The organism is Paraburkholderia sp. Cy-641, from assembly GCF_011752945.1.
GTDB lineage: Bacteria > Pseudomonadota > Gammaproteobacteria > Burkholderiales > Burkholderiaceae > Paraburkholderia.
On record NZ_VWWM01000028.1, the window covers coordinates 28,800 to 46,172 of the forward strand.

Annotated in this window: 13 protein-coding genes; 10 read left to right on the forward strand and 3 right to left on the reverse strand. The window is 66.2% G+C overall.

The window, feature by feature from the left end:
• Window positions 1-108 precede the first annotated feature (108 nt).
• Both F3J20_RS16980 and dacB read right to left on the reverse strand, forming a co-directional pair.
• Window positions 109-1,068, reverse strand: a complete 960-nt coding sequence (locus F3J20_RS16980) for a sterol desaturase family protein (RefSeq protein WP_167283972.1) — start codon at window positions 1,066-1,068, stop codon at window positions 109-111.
• A gap of 194 nt (window positions 1,069-1,262) precedes the next feature.
• A complete protein-coding gene (dacB, locus tag F3J20_RS16985; protein WP_167283973.1) occupies window positions 1,263-2,903 on the reverse strand; it encodes a D-alanyl-D-alanine carboxypeptidase/D-alanyl-D-alanine-endopeptidase in 1,641 nt (546 codons plus the stop codon).
• Between the two features lie 367 nt (window positions 2,904-3,270).
• Between dacB and F3J20_RS16990 the strand changes: the two genes are divergently transcribed.
• The 7 genes from F3J20_RS16990 to F3J20_RS17020 all read left to right on the forward strand — a co-directional run bounded on the left by F3J20_RS16990 (window position 3,271) and on the right by F3J20_RS17020 (window position 9,877).
• The gene (locus F3J20_RS16990) at window positions 3,271-3,933 is read left to right on the forward strand and encodes a response regulator (protein ID WP_167040856.1); all 663 of its coding nucleotides are present in this window, start codon (window positions 3,271-3,273) and stop codon (window positions 3,931-3,933) included.
• A 4-nt stretch (window positions 3,934-3,937) separates the two neighbouring features.
• The gene (locus F3J20_RS16995; protein WP_167283974.1) at window positions 3,938-5,236 is read left to right on the forward strand and encodes an ATP-binding protein; all 1,299 of its coding nucleotides are present in this window, start codon (window positions 3,938-3,940) and stop codon (window positions 5,234-5,236) included.
• Between the two features lie 156 nt (window positions 5,237-5,392).
• A complete protein-coding gene (locus F3J20_RS17000; RefSeq protein ID WP_167284011.1) occupies window positions 5,393-6,913 on the forward strand; it encodes a DegQ family serine endoprotease in 1,521 nt (506 codons plus the stop codon).
• Between the two features lie 265 nt (window positions 6,914-7,178).
• Window positions 7,179-7,676, forward strand: coding sequence for a carboxypeptidase-like regulatory domain-containing protein (locus tag F3J20_RS17005; protein ID WP_167040862.1), 498 nt, complete (start codon window positions 7,179-7,181; stop codon window positions 7,674-7,676).
• Between the two features lie 211 nt (window positions 7,677-7,887).
• A complete protein-coding gene (locus F3J20_RS17010) occupies window positions 7,888-8,268 on the forward strand; it encodes a DUF427 domain-containing protein (RefSeq protein WP_167283975.1) in 381 nt (126 codons plus the stop codon).
• 34 nt (window positions 8,269-8,302) lie between these two features.
• Entirely contained in the window at window positions 8,303-9,052 is a 750-nt protein-coding gene (locus tag F3J20_RS17015; RefSeq protein ID WP_167283976.1) for an SRPBCC domain-containing protein, read from the forward strand.
• 192 nt (window positions 9,053-9,244) lie between these two features.
• Window positions 9,245-9,877 carry a cysteine hydrolase family protein gene (locus tag F3J20_RS17020; protein WP_167283977.1) on the forward strand — a complete coding sequence of 211 codons (633 nt, stop codon included), beginning with the start codon at window positions 9,245-9,247 and terminating at the stop codon, window positions 9,875-9,877.
• A gap of 67 nt (window positions 9,878-9,944) precedes the next feature.
• On the opposite strand, the gene F3J20_RS17025 is transcribed toward F3J20_RS17020, so the two are convergent.
• Window positions 9,945-10,586, reverse strand: a complete 642-nt coding sequence (locus F3J20_RS17025) for a TetR family transcriptional regulator (protein WP_167040874.1) — start codon at window positions 10,584-10,586, stop codon at window positions 9,945-9,947.
• A 427-nt stretch (window positions 10,587-11,013) separates the two neighbouring features.
• Between F3J20_RS17025 and F3J20_RS17030 the strand changes: the two genes are divergently transcribed.
• From F3J20_RS17030 to F3J20_RS17040, 3 genes are read left to right on the forward strand one after another with little or no spacing between them, the layout of a single operon-like run.
• Window positions 11,014-12,279 (forward strand): efflux RND transporter periplasmic adaptor subunit, encoded by a 1,266-nt coding sequence (locus F3J20_RS17030; RefSeq protein WP_167283978.1) that lies wholly within the window; start codon window positions 11,014-11,016, stop codon window positions 12,277-12,279.
• Window positions 12,280-12,297: 18 nt separating this feature from the next.
• Complete coding sequence (locus tag F3J20_RS17035; protein WP_167040880.1) at window positions 12,298-15,519, forward strand: efflux RND transporter permease subunit; 3,222 nt, start codon at window positions 12,298-12,300, stop codon at window positions 15,517-15,519.
• 1 nt (window position 15,520) lies between these two features.
• Complete coding sequence (locus F3J20_RS17040; protein ID WP_167283979.1) at window positions 15,521-17,041, forward strand: efflux transporter outer membrane subunit; 1,521 nt, start codon at window positions 15,521-15,523, stop codon at window positions 17,039-17,041.
• The last annotated feature ends 332 nt before the right edge of the window (window positions 17,042-17,373 follow it).

The following is a 17,373-nucleotide window of genomic DNA, read 5'->3' on the forward strand; positions in this document are numbered from 1 at the left end:
GTCGCGTCGGCGGCGTGACGACAGCTTACAGAATCTTCTACGGTTTCCGGAACATGGCCGTATGAATTTGAATCGTGTTCGAGCCGGACCGATTGGCGCTTGCCCGATTTATCGTGTTCCCATCGTCTTGCCCGATTCCGTGCCCGGATGCGCGTGAGCGCGTGTCTGTGCATAGGCGTTCGGCGTGGCCGGCTCCGTAGGGCCGGCCGCCTGCCGCCGCACGTGATAGGCGGCGGCCCACGCGGGCGGCGCGAACAGTGCGCGCCACTTGTCGCGCCAGCCGCGCACGCTCGCGAAATCGGCGGCCATCGAGGCCCATTCGTGAAACGTCGCCTTCAACGGGTTATGCGTGTGCAGCGGCTCGACGATGCCGTACTGCGGAGCCTCGTGCGGATCTTCGTCGACGTAGCTGCCGAACAGACGGTCCCAGATCACCAGCACGCCTGCGTAGTTGCGATCGATGTAGCGTGCGTTGCGCGCGTGATGCACACGGTGGATCGACGGCGTATTGAACACGTATTCGAGCCAGCCGAGCTTGCCGATCATCTGCGTATGCACGAAAAACTGGAAGCCGAGATTGATGAGCACGATCGCGACGATCTGCTTCGGCGGGAAGCCGAGGACCGCGAGCGGAATCCAGAACACCCACATGCCGGCGACCGGGTACATCAGGCTCTGGCGGAACGCGGTCGAAAAATTCATCCGCTCCGACGAGTGATGCACGACGTGCGCGGCCCACAGCCAGCGCACGCGATGGCTGCAGCGGTGAAACACGTAATAGAGCAGGTCCTGCGCGACGAACAGGACGACGAACGACATCCAGCTCGCCGGCCAGGTATGAAGGCGGTCATGCTCGTAGAAAAACGCGTAGACAGGGATGATCGCGAGCCACGCGAGCTTGTCGGCGGCCTGTTGCATGATCGCGAGCGCGGCGTTGCACAGCGTGTCGCGCCAGTTGTAGAGCCGCTCGGCCGGGCGCGTACGGCTCGCGTGCCACGCCTCCCAGCCGATGCAGGCGAGAAAGACGGGCGCCATCGCGAGCAGCAGCAATTCGGCGTCGAATTGCATCGTGTCTCCGTTCCTGGTCCCCGAGCGCCGCGCGGTGCGCGACGGGTGGTGTCGTTATCGTTGGTGTGGGCCGCGTGATCCTGAGGTGGATCACGCGGCCTGTGCGGCAGGCGCGCGCTGTCGCGCGCCGCATGCTGCCCGACAGCGTACACGGTTAGGGCGCTCGCCGCGTGCGGCGTCGCTAGAAGGAATACTCAGTGGCCGGCGCGCTTGCGCGGTTTTTTGCTGGGTGTTGCACGCGGTTCTTCGAGCGGCGCGGAGACTTTCGTGAAGCCTTGCGAGGGGCCGTCGTAGACCCATTCGAGCAGCGCGTCGTGCGCGGCGCGCGCGGCTTCCGAATGCGGATCGTTGATCAGGCTCACCACGATGTAGCTGTTGCCGTCGGCCGATGCCACGTAGCCGGCGATCGCGCGCACGTCGCGCAGCGTGCCGGTCTTGATGTGCGCGTTGCCGCCCGCGCCCTGGTTGGTCAGGCGGTTGCGCATCGTGCCGTCGACGCCGGCGATCGGCAGCGATTCGACGAACACCTGCGCGACCGGACTCGCGTTGGCGCGCTGCAGCAGATCGGCGAGCATGAGCGCGGTGACGTGCTCGTCGCGCGAGAGGCCCGAGCCGTTTTCAAGCGTCAGGTACTCCGTGTTCAGGCTGTCGCGGCGCAGGAAGTCCTCGACGGCGCGCACGGATTTCGCCGGGGTCGCGGGAGCGTGCTCCTCGACGGCGCCGATCGTCAGGAACAGGTTGCGCGCCATCGTGTTGTTGCTGAACTTGTTGATATCGCGAACGATGTCGGACAGCACCGGCCCTTCGTGCGTCGCGACGAGCTTCGCGCCGAGCGGCACCGCGCCTTCGCGCGTCGCGCCGTGGAAGGTGCCGCCGGTTTGCTGCCACAGCGCGAGGAAGCCGCCCGCGAAGAACGCCGAGTGATCGAGCACGGCAACGTTGACCGTGCGCGCGTCGCAGCGCATCGAGAGGTCGCCGGTGAACGACGCGACGAGCGTGCCGTCGGGCTGCGGCGTGACGCTCGGCGTTGGCGCTTCGCCGCGGCACGGGCCGTTCGTCGCGTGCAGCTGGTTGTCGATGCGCAACTGCGCGAGCGCGGGAAGCACGTCGATCGCCACCGTGCCGTCCGCCGATGGCGTCAGCGTGAACGACAGCGACTTGAACGCGTAGAGCAGCGGATCGGGGCCGACGTTGTACGGCGCGGTGGTGTCGTCGTCGAACGGCGGCAGGTCGCGCGTCGACGGATCGAAGTAGCGCTTGTCGAGCACGAGCGCGCCGTCGATGCCGGTGATGCCCGCCTTGTGGATCTTCTGCACGAGATCGATCAGTTCCTCGGGCACGAGCTTCGGGTCGCCAGTGCCCTGGATGTACAGATTGCCGTGCAGCATGCCGCTCGCGTCGAGCGTGCCGTCCGAGTACGCGCTCGTGCGCCAGCGGTAGTCGGGGCCGAGAATCGACAGGCCGGAGTAAGTGGTGACGAGCTTCATCGTCGAGGCGGGCAGCATCGGCTTGCCGGCGTTCAGCGCGAGGATCGGCGTGCGGTCGCCGACTTTCTCGACGACTACGCTGATCGACGACAGCGGCACGTGCGCGCGATGCAGGCCGGCCATCACCTGCGGCGGCAGCACCGTGGTGACGTTCACGCCGGGATGCGTGGTCTTGACGCGCGCCTCGGCCGTGTGCGGCGGCAGCGCGGCCGCGCCGAGCGCGGCGACAAGAAGCCAGGCAGCCGGGCGCGCCACGAGGCGGCTCGGCATGAGCGTGGCGAAAGCGGGGGAGCGGTGCGGCCGCGACGCGACACGGCGTGCGACGGAAGACAGAAAGGCAGGCGTCATGAACGGGCGAGGAAGCAAACGAACGGGCAAAAACGGGCAAAATTTCAGGGCACGCGCACGGGTGGAGCACGGCTGCGGCGACCGGCCTGTCTGACGGTGTCGCGCCGCGTGTCCCGCCGGCCGTCGCATGACGGGCGGGCGGAGCAGCGCGGCCTTGCGGTCCGTGCAAACGCCGGAGCCGGTCGATACGTCCGGCCTGCGCGAGACGTCGCGCGCGACCGCTCGAAACCGTGCGGCCGCCGCGCGACGCAAAGCGCCCATTGTAGTGACATGCCATGCCGCTGCGGTGAAAAAAGCGCGGGGCGGCGCGCAGCCTGGAGGCGGGCGCTAGAATGCGGCATCATCAAACGTTTCGGAACGGACAATCATGCGCATCCTGCTTGTCGAAGATGACCGGATGATCGCCGAGGGCGTGCGCAAGGCGCTGCGCGGCGAAGGCTTTGCCGTCGATTGGGTCGAGGACGGCGAAGCGGCGCTGCATGCGGTAGCCAGCCAGCCTTACGATCTGGCGCTGCTCGACCTCGGCCTGCCCAAGCGCGACGGACTCGAAGTGCTGCGTACGCTGCGCACGCGCGGCCATGCGCTGCCGGTGCTGATCGTCACCGCGCGCGATGCGGTCGCCGACCGCGTCAAGGGCCTCGACGCCGGCGCCGACGATTACCTTGTCAAACCTTTCGATCTCGACGAACTCGGCGCACGCATGCGCGCGCTGATCCGCCGTCATTCCGGCCGCAGCGATTCGACGATTCGCCACGGCACGCTGACCCTCGATCCGGCCGCGCACCAGGTCACGCTCGACGGCGCGCCGGTCGCCTTGTCGGCGCGCGAATTCGCGCTGCTCGAGGCGTTGCTCGCGCGGCCGGGCGCGGTGCTGTCGAAAAGCCAGCTCGAAGAAAAGATGTACGGTTGGGGCGAGGAGATCGGCAGCAATACCGTCGAGGTCTACATCCACGCGTTGCGCAAGAAGCTCGGTGCCGAACTGATCCGCAACGTGCGCGGACTCGGCTACATGATCGCGAAGGAAGCCTGAGCCGATGCGCTCGATCCGCCGTCAACTGCTGATCTGGCTGATCGCGATCGTGCTGCTCGGCGTCGGCATCGCGGGATGGCTGATTTACCGCCAGGCACTTGCCGAGGCGAACGAGCTGTTCGACTACCAGCTCGAACAGATTGCCGCCGCGCTGCCGGCCGAGCCGTTTTCGCAGGTGCTCGGGCGCGATACCGGCGACGAGGGCATCGTGCTGCAGATCTGGAATCGCAACGGCATGCTGATGTACTACTCGCGCCCGCGTGCGCCGCTCGCGCCGCGCGCCGAACTCGGCTTTTCGACCGAGAGCACGGATCGCGGCGAATGGCGCGTGTATGGCGCGATCGTCGGCGACAATGTCGTGCAGCTCGCGCAGCCGCTGTCGGTGCGCAACCGGCTCGCCGCGAACGTGGCGCTGCGCACGCTGTGGCCGCTGATCGTGCTGCTGCCGCTGCTCGGGCTCGCGGTGTGGGTGATCGTCGGACGCGGGCTGAAGCCGTTGCGGCGCGTGACGAGCGCGCTCGACGCGCGTCATCCGGAAGCACTGGAGCCGTTGCCGGACCAGCGTCTGCCGCTCGAGGTGCAGCCGCTCGTGCGCGCGTTGAACGGGCTGCTCGAACGGCTGGCGACCGCGCTCGACATCCAGAAGGCGTTCGTCGCCGATGCCGCGCACGAATTACGCACGCCGCTTGCCGCCGTGCAGATTCAGTCGCAACTGGTGGCGCGCGCGCGGGACGAAACCGCGCGCGGCGAGGCGCTCGCCGATCTGCAGGCTGGCGTGACGCGTGCCACTCGCCTCGCCGAGCAGTTGCTCGCGCTTGCGCGTGCCGAGCCCGACGGCGTGGCGGTGGTCGAAGCGCTCGATCTGCGCGCACTGTTGCAGGACTGCGTCGCAACCTATGCGCCGCTGGCGATGAACCGCGGCGTCGATCTCGGCATCGAGGCGAGCGAGGCCGCCACCGTGACCGGCGAGGCCGAGGCGCTGCGTGTGATGTTCAACAATCTGCTCGACAACGCGACCAAGTACACGCCGCATGGCGGCCGGGTCGACGTGAGCCTGCGTGTCGAGGGGGGGCGGCCGGTCGTGCGGATCGCCGATAGCGGACCGGGCATCGCTCCCGCGGATCGCGAGCGCGTGTTCGACCGCTTCTATCGCGCGGGTGCCGGCGCGGACCGCGTGCGCACCGATGTGGCGGGCAGCGGCCTCGGTCTTGCGATCGTGCGCCGCATCGCCGTGCAACAGCATGCGCAAGTGTCGCTCGACGAAGCGCCGGCCGGCGGTTTGCAGGTCACCGTGCGCTTCTGACGAGCGCGTTTTTGCCACTGGAACGTGGCCGCCACGATGGCCTGACAAGCCCGGCCGATAAGGTTCCCGCGATCTGTCGCTGCTTAAGACTCTTTTAAGCGATCCCACTTACGCTCCTCGACATCCAAAGTCACTTTCTCCAGCCAGGAGCTCATGATGAACGCGAAAACCTTGTCCCGCGGCGCCGTTGCGGTCGCTGTCGCCGCCGCGCTGTCAGCCGGTTATGTGGCGGGCCATCGCGATGTGCCCGCACCGCAGATCATCTCCCCCGCGCAGGCCGCTGCGATGATGCCCGCCGAAGCTGCCGCCAAGACCGGCATCCCCGATTTCTCCGGCCTCGTCGAAACCTACGGCCCGGCCGTCGTCAACATCAGCGCGAAGCACGTGGTCAAGCAGACCGCGATGCGCGGCAACAACGGTGGCAATTTCGGCGGCAACCAGTTGCCGATCGATCCGAACGATCCGTTCTATCAGTTCTACAAGCGTTTCTTCGGCGGGATGCCGGGCATGCAAGGCGGCGACGGCGACGACGCACCCGACCAGCCGAGCGCGAGCCTCGGCTCCGGCTTCATCATCAGCAATGACGGCTACATCCTGACCAATGCGCACGTGGTCGACGGCGCGAATGTCGTTACCGTGAAGCTCACCGACAAGCGCGAGTTCAAGGCGAAGGTGGTCGGCGCCGACAAGCAGTCCGACGTCGCCGTGCTGAAGATCGACGCGAGCAACCTGCCGACCGTGAAGATCGGCGATCCGCGTCAGAGCAAGGTCGGTCAGTGGGTGGTCGCGATCGGCTCGCCGTACGGTTTCGACAATACCGTGACCTCGGGCATCATCAGCGCGAAGTCGCGCTCGCTGCCGAACGAGAACTACACGCCGTTCATCCAGACCGACGTGCCGGTGAACCCGGGCAATTCGGGCGGTCCGCTCTTTAACCTGCAGGGCGAAGTCATCGGCATCAACTCGATGATCTATTCGCAGACCGGCGGCTTCCAGGGGCTGTCGTTTGCGATTCCGATCAACGAGGCGATCAAGGTCAAGGACGATCTCGTGAAGACCGGCCATGTGAGCCGCGGCCGTCTCGGTGTCGCGGTGCAGGGCATGAACCAGACGCTCGCTAATTCGTTCGGCATGCAGAAGCCGCAAGGCGCGCTCGTCAGCTCGGTCGATCCGGGCGGTCCGGCGGCCAAGGCCGGTTTGCAGCCGGGCGACGTGATCCTCTCGGTGAACGGCGACGACGTCAACGACTCGTCGGATCTGCCGGCACAGATCGCGGGCATTGCCCCGGGCACTTCGGCGACCCTGAAGGTGTGGCGCGACAAGTCCACCAAGGACGTGAAGGTGACGATCGGTTCGTTCTCGGATGCGAAGCTTGCGTCCGCGGGCAAGGCCGATCAGCAGACCCAGCTGCAAGGCCGCCTCGGCGTGGCGGTACGCGCGCTGACGCCGGAAGAAAAGAGCAGCGCGTCGGTGTCGCATGGTCTGCTCGTGCAACAGGCGGGCGGGGCGGCCGCGAGCGCGGGTATCCAGCCGGGCGACGTGATTCTCGCCGTCAACGGCCGGCCCGTCACGAACGTCGATCAGCTCAAGCAGATGATTTCGGGCGCGGGCAACAGCATCGCGCTGCTGATCCAGCGCGACAACGCGCAGATCTTCGTGCCCGTCGATCTCGGCTGATCGTCGAGCCGGGCGGTTCGATCATGTCCCGCCCGATCCGTGCCGAGCTTTGGTAGCGATTGCCGGTTCTTTGCATTTGCTGCAACGAACCGGCATTTTTTTCGCCCGTCCCTTTGGCGAACCGCACGCGCTTGTACCGCGCGCCAACGCTCGAAGGGCGACGTTTTTCCGTCGACGCAACCGGACGGTTGGCACGCAGGTTGCATGATCCTTGATCGGGTCCACCGAGGGACACCGGACAAGGGCTTTAACAAGGAGCGAACCGATGAAAACCCAACGCAATCAGCGAAGGATCGTAGCCGCTGCACTCTGCGCGGCGCTCACGCTCGGACTGGCTGGCGGAGCGTACGCGCAGCAGGCAGGCGGCGTGACCGGCGGCTCGACCACCGACAACACGAGCGCCGGCAACGTCAACGGTGGCGGCATGCCGCAAACCCAGCAGCAGGGCAATGTGTCGTACGTGTCGGGCGGTGTCGGTCTCGACGAGTCGCGGGCGCTGCAACGGGCGCAAAGCCAGTGGCCGCTGGCGCTGCGCTTTACCGGCCCGAACGGCGAATTTCTCGCCGACGTCCACGTTCGCATCGTCGATGCGCATGGCGGCGAGGTCCTGAGTGCGACGTCGCGCGGCCCGTTCATGCTGGTCAGGCTGCACCCTGGCCGCTATACCGTGCACGCGAAGTACAGCGGCAGCGAGCAGACACGCGCGGTGACGGTCCAGGCGCGGGGCAACGTCAAGGCGGCGTTCGTCTGGAGCGTGAAGTGAACGCGAAGTAAGCGGTCCGCTCGGCGCCGCGGCCTGCGGGTTGGCGCGACCGGATGCGCGGTGCCGGTTCCTTGCGGCAGGGGACGGCCGCGCAAGCGACTGGAGTTTGGCCGATAATGAAGCCACGGGCACGTCCCGTGGCTTTGTCGTTCATGCGGCAGCGCCTTGCAGCATTCCGCCCAACCGGCCCACACCATCACGGAGCATGGACATGAGCGATGCGTCGACATCTGCGGGAAATTCCGGCGACCACACCATCGTGATTCGCGACAACCCCCACCGGGTGCGTGTGATTCACGGTGGCGTGACGATGGCCGATACGCAGGCCGCGTTGACGCTCTGCGAAACCGGCTTGCCGGACGTGTTCTATTTCCCGCGCGCGCATGTGAACATGGCGCGGCTCGAACGCTCGACGCATACGTCGCACTGTCCGTTCAAGGGCGACGCGTCGTACTTCCATCTGCGCACCGAAAACGGCCTGGTCGAAAACGCGGTATGGAGCTACGAGGAGCCGTTCGAGCAGGCGAAGCAAATCAAGGGGTATCTGGCGTTTTACGCATCGCGCGTCGACCGTATCGATCAGACGTCATGATGCGGCGGGCGCGTGTTTATCGGGGGAGGTGGTCATGGAACTGAACGATGCGTTACGGATTCCGCTTGCGCCGGCCGAGGTCTGGGACGCGCTGCAGGACCTCGCGCTGTTGCGTGCCAGCCTCGACAACTGCGAGTCGTTCACGCGCCTCGCTCACGGCGAGTACGCGCTGACCATGACGGTGCCGCTCGGCCCGTTGCGCGCGCATTACGACGCGCGCGCCCATGTCGCCGGCCAGGATTCCGGTCCGGCGGAGGCACAACGCCGCACCATCAACTTCAAGGCGCGTGCCCAGGGCATCGGCGCCTTGCGCGGCCAGATCGAAGTGCGTTTGCGGGCGGACGAGAGTGCGCATGGCAGCGGCCGGGAGCGCGGCACACGGATCGACTACACGATCTGGGCGACGTCGTCGGGTCCTCTCGCCGAGCTGCCTGCGCGTCAGCTCGAAAACGCGCTGCATCAGCTGGCCGACGATTTTTTCACCGAATTCGATGCCGTCGTGCGCGCCAAGCACGGCAAGGGGCCGAACCGCGCGCGCGGCGCGGCGGCGCGCCGGCAGCACGTGTTTCTGCGCCCGATCGCGCTGGGCGGCATCGCGCGGCGCACGCGCGTCGATCACGGCAGTGCGCTGACCGGCCGCGCGGCGAGTGCATCGCATAGCTGGCCGCATGGCGGCGCGCAGCACGAGCCCGGACAGCACGCCGTGCCGAACTGGGCGTGGGCCGGGATGATTTTCTTCGTCGCGCTGCTGCTGTACCTCGTGCGCTGGATCAGCGAGCACTGATACCTCGGGCCGTGCCCGGGGGCTCAATGTACGGATGGCTCCCGCGCGGGTGCTGCGACGAAACCCCGGCGTGGCGCCAGGTGTCGATCGTGGGCCGATAATGCGGGCTTCGTCGCGCCGAGCCAACCACGTCGCAGCGCGCGGCGCCCACTTCTGTTTCCGGATTTCCCATTTTCAACAAGGAGCTTTTCCATGACCACGCCGCGCCGCGCGTTGATCGTCATCGACGTGCAGAACGAATACGTAACCGGCGATCTGCCGATCGAATTTCCGGATGTGCAGACGTCGCTCGCCAATATCGGCCGGGCAATCGACGCGGCGCGGGCCGCCGGCGTGCCGGTCGTGGTCGTGCAGAACATCGCGCCGGCGACCTCGCCGTTGTTCGCGCGCGGCAGCGCGGGAGCGGAGTTGCACACGGTGGTGACCTCGCGCGCGCACGACCACCATGTCGAGAAGTCGCTGCCGAGCGCCTTTGCCGGCACCGATCTGGCCGACTGGCTCGTCGCCCGTCAGATCGACACGCTAACCGTCACCGGCTACATGACGCACAACTGCGACGCATCGACGATCAACCACGCGGTGCATGCCGGGCTCGCGGTCGAATTCCTGCACGACGCGACGGGCTCGGTGCCGTACGAGAACAGCGCGGGTTTTGCGAGCGCGGAGGAGATTCATCGCGTGTTCAGCGTGGTGCTGCAGTCGCGCTTCGCGGCGGTGGCGAGCACGGATGCGTGGATCGCGGCGGTACAGGGCGGCGTGCCGCTCGAGCGCAGCAACATCTATGTGTCGAATCAGGCGGCGCGGGCGCGCAAGGCGCTTGCCTGAATCCCGCGGACGGCGGTGGCGGTACGCATGAATCTGCGTGCCGCATAAACCGGGTGGCTCGGGCCGCTCAAGCCACCTTTCTGCGCAACGCGGGGCTCAGGCGCAGCGCGTCGAAGATGCCTTCCACCATCTGCTGCGCGTGCGTGCCGAAATCGGTGGCGTCGGGCAGGAACAGCATGTCGCGCAGCGCGCCGCCGACGAACGAATGGACCATCGCCGCGGCGAGCTTCGTGTCGAGATCCTCGGGCAACTGTCCCTTGGAGATCGCGTTGCGCAGACCGCCTTCGATTTTCGTCAGCCCTTCGCGCATATTGGTCTGATAGCGCTCCATCATCGGCCCCATGTCCTCGACCAGCTCGCATTTCAGAAACAGGATGTCGAACACGCGGCGGCGGCGCGGGTCGTTGGCGGTGTCGCGCAGACAGACCATGCAGACTTCCACGAGACGCCCGAGCGGATCGGTTTCGTTCGGGTCGAGCGAGGCGGCCTTCAGTTCGTCGAGCGGCAGCAGCACGCGGTCGAACATCTCGTTGAACAGCTCGCTCTTGTGCGCGAAGTGCCAGTAGATCGCCCCGCGCGTGACGCCCGCGGCCTGTGCGATATCAGCCAGCGAGGTGCGCGATACGCCTTTCTCGAAAAAGACCAGTTCGGCCGCGTCGAGAATCCGGTTGCGCGTCTCCAATGCCTCTTCTTTGGTTTTTCTGGCCATATTAGGAATGACTTGCCCTGATTGCGGGGTTTCCCCGGGCTGTTTTAAGTCAGCCCGATGACAATCTGACTACTATTAAGCGAATAGCGAAGCGAACTTGCAAGTCCCCGGCCCGCAAGAGAAGTAAACGCACTTTTACATGCATTCGTGAATGTATATATAATAGCATCCCACGATTGGATAGCCCAAGCCGGGATCAACGGTTAATATCCGTCACTGTTGCCTTTCAGAACGCTGTTGCGCCGTGCCGGAAAGCGTGGCGCCGTGCGGCATTCCCGGGTTCGCACATTTCACACAGGTGCCCCTGCAGGCGCGGTTCGCATTCACGGGCTACCGGTCAAGCGTCGCAAGACGCATGTGTGCGCAGTCGTCCCCGGGGTAGGGATGCGCGCACTTTTTCTTCTCAGTCTTTGACAGAGGTTGCTCCATGCGCGTCGAACGGGTTCCATTCCGCTTAATCAGTGCCGCGACGGCTGCCATCTTGCTGGCGGCATGCGGACCAAAACAATCTGCCCCGCCGCCCCAGACGCCCGAAGTCGGCGTCGTCACCCTCCAGCCGACGACCGTGCCGGTCGTCACCGAACTCCCCGGCCGCACCAGTGCGTTCCTCGTCGCGCAAGTCCGCGCACGGGTGGACGGCATCGTGTTGCACCGCGAGTTCACGGAAGGCAGTCAGGTCAAGGCGGGTCAACGCCTCTACAAGATCGATCCGGCACCGTACATCGCCTCGCTGAATAACGCGAAGGCGTCGCTCGCGAAGGCGCAGGCGAACCTCGTGTCGACCACCGCGCAGGCCAACCGCTACAAGGTGCTGGTCGCCGCCAATGCGGTCAGCAAGCAGGACTACGACAACGCGGTTGCCGCCGAAGGCCAGGCCGCCGCCGATGTCGCCGCCGGCAAGGCCGCGGTCGACACCGCGCAGATCAACCTCGGCTATACCGACGTAACCTCGCCCGTGACCGGCCAGATCGGCGTGTCGCAGGTCACGCCGGGCGCGTACGTGCAGGCGAGCCAGGCCACGCTGATGGCGACGGTCCAGCAGCTCGATCCTGTCTACGTCGACCTCACGCAATCGAGCCTCGACGGCCTGAAGCTGCGCCGCGAAGTGCAGGAAGGGCGTCTGAAGACGAGTGGCCCGGACGCGGCCCAGGTGTCGCTCGTGCTCGAAGACGGCCGGGTCTATCCGGAGAAGGGCAAGCTGCAGTTCACCGACGTCACCGTCGACCAGAGCACCGGCTCGGTCACGGTGCGCGCCATCTTCAAGAACGCGGACCACGTGCTGCTGCCGGGCATGTTCGTGCGCGCGAAGATCGAGGAAGGCGTGAACCAGAACGCGCTCATCGTTCCGCAAATAGGCGTCACGCACGACCAGAAGGGTCAGCCTACCGCGCTCGTCGTCGATACCGACAACAAGGTCGAGCTGCGTCCGCTCGTCACCTCGGGCACGTTCGGCTCGTACTGGGTGATCGCAGACGGCCTGAAGGCCGGCGACCGCGTGATCGTCCAGGGCACCGACAAGGCGCGCCCCGGCCAGCAGGTCAAGCCCGTGCCGGCGCAACTGCCCGGCGATGCGGCTTCCGGCGCGGCCGCGCAAGGCGCGCCGGCCGCCAGCGGCGCGCAACCGGCGCAACCCGCGGCTCAACCCGCGGCTCAACCCGCGGCTCAACCCGCTTCCGCTGCATCGGGCGCGTAATAACAGGGAGCCCGCTTCATGGCAAAGTTCTTTATCGATCGCCCGATTTTTGCCTGGGTGATCGCCATCATCCTGATGCTCGCGGGTATCGCGTCGGTGTTCACGCTGCCGATCGCGCAATACCCGACCATCGCGCCGCCGTCCATCCAGATCAGCGCAACGTATCCGGGCGCCTCGGCAAAGACGGTGGAAAACACCGTCACGCAGGTGATCGAGCAGCAGATGAGCGGTCTCGACCACCTGCTGTACCTCGCGTCGACCTCGGACGACTCGGGCACGGCAACCATCACGCTGACGTTCGCGGCCGGCACCAACCCTGACATCGCGCAGGTGCAGGTGCAGAACAAGCTGCAGCTCGCCACGCCGCTGCTTCCGCAGGCGGTGCAGCAGCTCGGCACCAAGGTCACGAAGTCGAGCAGCAGCTTCCTGCTGGTGATGGCGTTCGTCTCGACCGACGGCAGCATGTCCAAGTACGACCTCGCGAACTACGTGGCGTCGAACATCGAAGACCCGGTCAGCCGTATCGACGGGGTCGGCACGGTGACGCTGTTCGGCTCGCAGTACGCGATGCGGATCTGGCTCGACGCGAACAAGCTGAACAACTTCTCGCTCACGCCGGTCGATGTGCAGGCCGCGCTGCAGGCGCAGAACGTGCAGGTCGCGGGCGGCGCGCTCGGCGGCACGCCGTCGGTGCCGGGCCAGGTGCTGCAGGCCACGATCACCGAGGCGACGCTGCTCAATACGCCCGAGCAGTTCGGCAACATCCTGCTGAAGGTCAATCCGGACGGTTCGCAGGTGCGTCTGCGCGACGTGTCGCACATCGAGCTCGGCGGCGAAAACTACAACTTCGACACCAAGTACAACGGCCAGCCGACGGCAGGCTTCGGTATCCAGCTCGCTACGGGCGCGAACGCGCTCGCCACTGCGAAAGCGGTGCGGGCAAAGGTCGCCGAACTGTCGAAGTACTTCCCGCACGGTCTCGTCGTCCAGTACCCGTACGACACGACGCCGTTCGTGCGCCTGTCGATCGAGGAAGTGGTCAAGACGCTGCTCGAAGGTATCGTGCTGGTGTTCCTCGTCATGTACCTGTTCCTGCAGAACCTGCGCGCCACGCTGATCCCGACGATCGCGGTGCCGGTGGTGCTGCTCGGCACGTTCGCGATCATGAGCGTGGTCGGCTTCTCGATCAACGTGCTGTCGATGTTCGGCCTCGTGCTCGCAATCGGCCTGCTGGTGGACGACGCGATCGTGGTGGTGGAAAACGTCGAGCGGGTCATGCAGGAAGAGGGCTTATCGCCTCGCGAGGCAACCCGCAAGGCGATGGACCAGATCACCGGCGCGCTCGTCGGCGTGGCGCTCGTGCTGTCGGCGGTGTTCGTGCCGGTGGCGTTCTCGGGCGGCTCGGTCGGCGCGATCTACCGGCAGTTCTCGCTGACGATCGTCGCGGCGATGGTGCTGTCCGTGCTCGTCGCGCTGATTCTGACGCCGGCGCTGTGCGCGACGATCCTCAAGCCAATTCCGAAGGGGCATCACGAAAAGGCCACCGGTTTCTTCGGCTGGTTCAACCGCACCTTCAACGCGAGCCGCGACAAGTACCACTCGGGCGTGCACCACGTGATCAAGCGCTCGGGCCGCTGGCTCATCATCTACATGGTGGTGATCTTCGCGGTCGGCCTGCTGTTCGTGCGTCTGCCGAAGTCGTTCCTGCCTGATGAAGACCAGGGCACGATGTTCGTGCTCGTGCAGACGCCGACCGGCTCGACTCAGGAAACCACGGCGCGCGCGCTGAAGGACGTGTCCGACTACCTGCTCAACGACGAGAAGGCAATCGTCGAGTCGACCTTCACGGTGAACGGCTTCAGCTTCGCCGGCCGCGGCCAGAACGCGGGTCTCGTGTTCGTGCGGATGCGGGACTACGGCGAGCGCCAGCATGCGGACCAGAAGGTGCAGGCGCTCGTGGGCCGTCTCTTCATGCACTTCAGCAGCTACAAGAACGCGCTCGTGTATCCGGTCAATCCGCCGTCGATTCCTGAACTCGGCACGGCAGCGGGCTTTGACTTCCAACTGCAGGACCGCGCCGGTATCGGTCACGCGAAGCTGATGGAAGCGCGCAACATGCTGCTCGGTCTCGCCGCGAAGGACCCGACGCTCGCGCAGGTGCGTCCGAACGGCCTGAACGACACGCCGCAGTTCAAGGTGAACATCGACCACGAGAAGGCCGCCGCGCTTGGCGTGTCGCTCGCCGCGATCGACCAGACGTTCTCGATCGCGTGGGCGTCGCAGTACGTCAACAACTTCCTCGATACCGACGGCCGGATCAAGAAGGTGTACCTGCAGGGCGACGCGCCGTTCCGCATGAAACCGGAAGACGTGAATGCCTGGTTCGTGCGCAACAACGCCGGCACGATGGTGCCGTTCTCGGCCTTCGCGAGCACCGAGTGGACGTTCGGTTCGCCGAAGCTCGAGCGCTACAACGGTATCTCGTCGGTGGAAATCCAGGGCGCGGCCGCACCGGGCAAGTCGACCGGCCAGGCCATGGCGGCGATGGAAGCGCTCGTCACGAAGTTGCCGCCTGGCGTCGGCTACGAGTGGACGGGGCTGTCGCTGCAGGAACGCCAGTCCGGTTCGCAGGCGCCGATCCTGTACGGCATCTCGATCCTCGTCGTGTTCCTGTGTCTCGCGGCGCTGTATGAAAGCTGGTCGATCCCGTTCTCGGTGATCATGGTGGTGCCGCTCGGCGTGATCGGCGCACTGCTGGCCGCGACCTTGCGCGGGCTCGAGAACGACGTGTTCTTCCAGGTGGGTCTGTTGACCACGGTCGGCCTGTCGGCGAAGAACGCGATTCTGATCGTGGAATTCGCGCGCGAACTGCAGCAGGGCGAAGGCATGGGGCCGATCGAGGCCGCGCTCGAAGCGGCGCGTCTGCGGCTGCGCCCGATCCTGATGACCTCGCTTGCGTTCATTCTCGGCGTGCTGCCGCTCGCGATCAGTAACGGCGCGGGCTCGGCCAGCCAGCACGCGATCGGCACCGGCGTGATCGGCGGTATGTTGACGGCGACCTTCCTCGCGATCTTCATGATCCCGATGTTCTTCGTCGTGATCCGCGCGAAGTTCGGCGGCGAGAAGGAAGACCCGGACGAGGCGCTGCGCCACTACGAACAGCACCATCCGCATGAACCGCAGGGTGGCGGTTCGGCAGGCGGGTCGGCTGACCATGACTCGGGCAAGGATGGACATTGAGATGCAAAAACATTCTTTGATTGCAGTGGCGGTCGCGCTGCTCGCCGCGGGTTGCACGATGGCGCCGCACTACGAGCGCCCCGCCGCGCCCGTCACGGCGACCTTCCCGACGGGCGGCGTGTACGACACGCAGCCCGGCGCTCCGGGCGCGCGCAGCGCGAACGGCCAGGCCGCCGCCGACATCGGCTGGCGCGAGTTCTTCGTCGATCAGCGCTTGCAGCGGCTCATCGAAATCGCGCTGAAGAACAACCGCGATCTGCGTGTGTCGGTGCTGAACATGCAGGCGTCGGCCGCGCAGTACCGGATCGTGCGCGCAGGTCTGTTCCCGACGCTCAATGCCGCGGGGTCGCAAAGCCGGCAGCGCACGCCGCGCGACCTGCTGACCTCGCCCAACGGCCCGACCATTTCCAACACGTATTCGGTGGGGCTGAATGCGTCGTGGGAAATCGACTTCTTCGGGCGCGTGCAGAGCCTCAAGGACCAGGCGCTGGCGACGTATCTCGGTACGGCGCAGGCGCGCAAGGCCGCGGAAATTTCGCTGGTCTCGCAGGTCGCGAACCAGTACCTGACGCTGCTCGAACTCGACGATCTGCTGAAGGTCACGCAGGACACGCTGACGAACGCGCAGGAGTCGTACCGCATCACGAAGCTGCAGTTCGACAACGGCACGGGTTCGGAACTCGATCTGCGCCAGGCGCAAACGGTCGTCGAGACCGCGAGCGCCAATCTGCAGGCGCAGGCGCGTTTGCGGGCGCAGGCTGAAAACGCGCTCGTGCTGCTGGTCGGCGAGCCGTTGCCGGCCGATCTGCCGCCGGGCTTGCAGCTGAACGACCAGAATCTGCTCACGGACATTCCGGCGGGCTTGCCGTCCGACCTGCTCACGCGCCGTCCCGACATCATGGAGGCCGAGGAGAACCTGCTCGCGGCCAACGCGAATATCGGCGCGGCGCGCGCGGCGTTCTTCCCGAAGGTCTCGCTGACCGGCAGCTTCGGCACGCTGAGCCCGACGCTCGGCGGGCTGTTCAAGCCGGGCTCGGCGGCGTGGAGCTTCGCGCCGTCGATCACGCTGCCGATCTTCGAGGGTGGCCAGAACATCGCCAACCTCAATCTCGCCAACATCGAGAAGAACGTGCAGATCGCCACGTATGAAAAGGCGATCCAGACGGCCTTCCGCGAAGTGGCGGACGGGCTCGCGGCGCGCGGCACCTACGATCAGCAGATTCAGGCGCTCGAGCGCAACACGTCGGCCGAGCAGCGTCGCCTCGATCTGTCGAACCTGCGCTACAAGAACGGCGTCGACAGCTATCTGTCGGTGCTGACCGCGCAGACCGATCTGTATTCGTCGCAGCAGTCGCTGATTACCGCGCGCATGCAGCGCCTCGAGAACCTGGTCACGCTGTACCAGGCGCTCGGCGGCGGCTGGATCGAGCACACCGGCGACCAGCCGCGTCCCGCGGACGCGCCGGTCGACTACGGTGCGGCGAGCGCGCCGGTCGCAGCTTCGGCGGCGACGGCGGGGTGAGCGTCGGCAGTCGGTAACGTGCTGGCGCGGCGGGGCCCGGCGAAGTAGAGGGAACCGCCCACCGCTCGCGCAAGCAAGCGGCGCAGCAAACAGAAAAGCCACGGCGTGCCGTGGCTTTTCTGTTTGTGTGCGGTATCCGTCGCGACGAGAAGCCGAATGGGCTTCAAGCGAGGCGATGGCAAATCAGGTGGCAGTAGATGAGCGGGGCCGGTACTTGCTCGGCGACGCTCAAAGCACAATCCACGGTGCCCAGCGTCCTGCCATGGCGCGATTCATCGCCTGCGCCTGCGCTTGCGTCGAAGACTTCACCCACGACACGGCGAACCCAAACC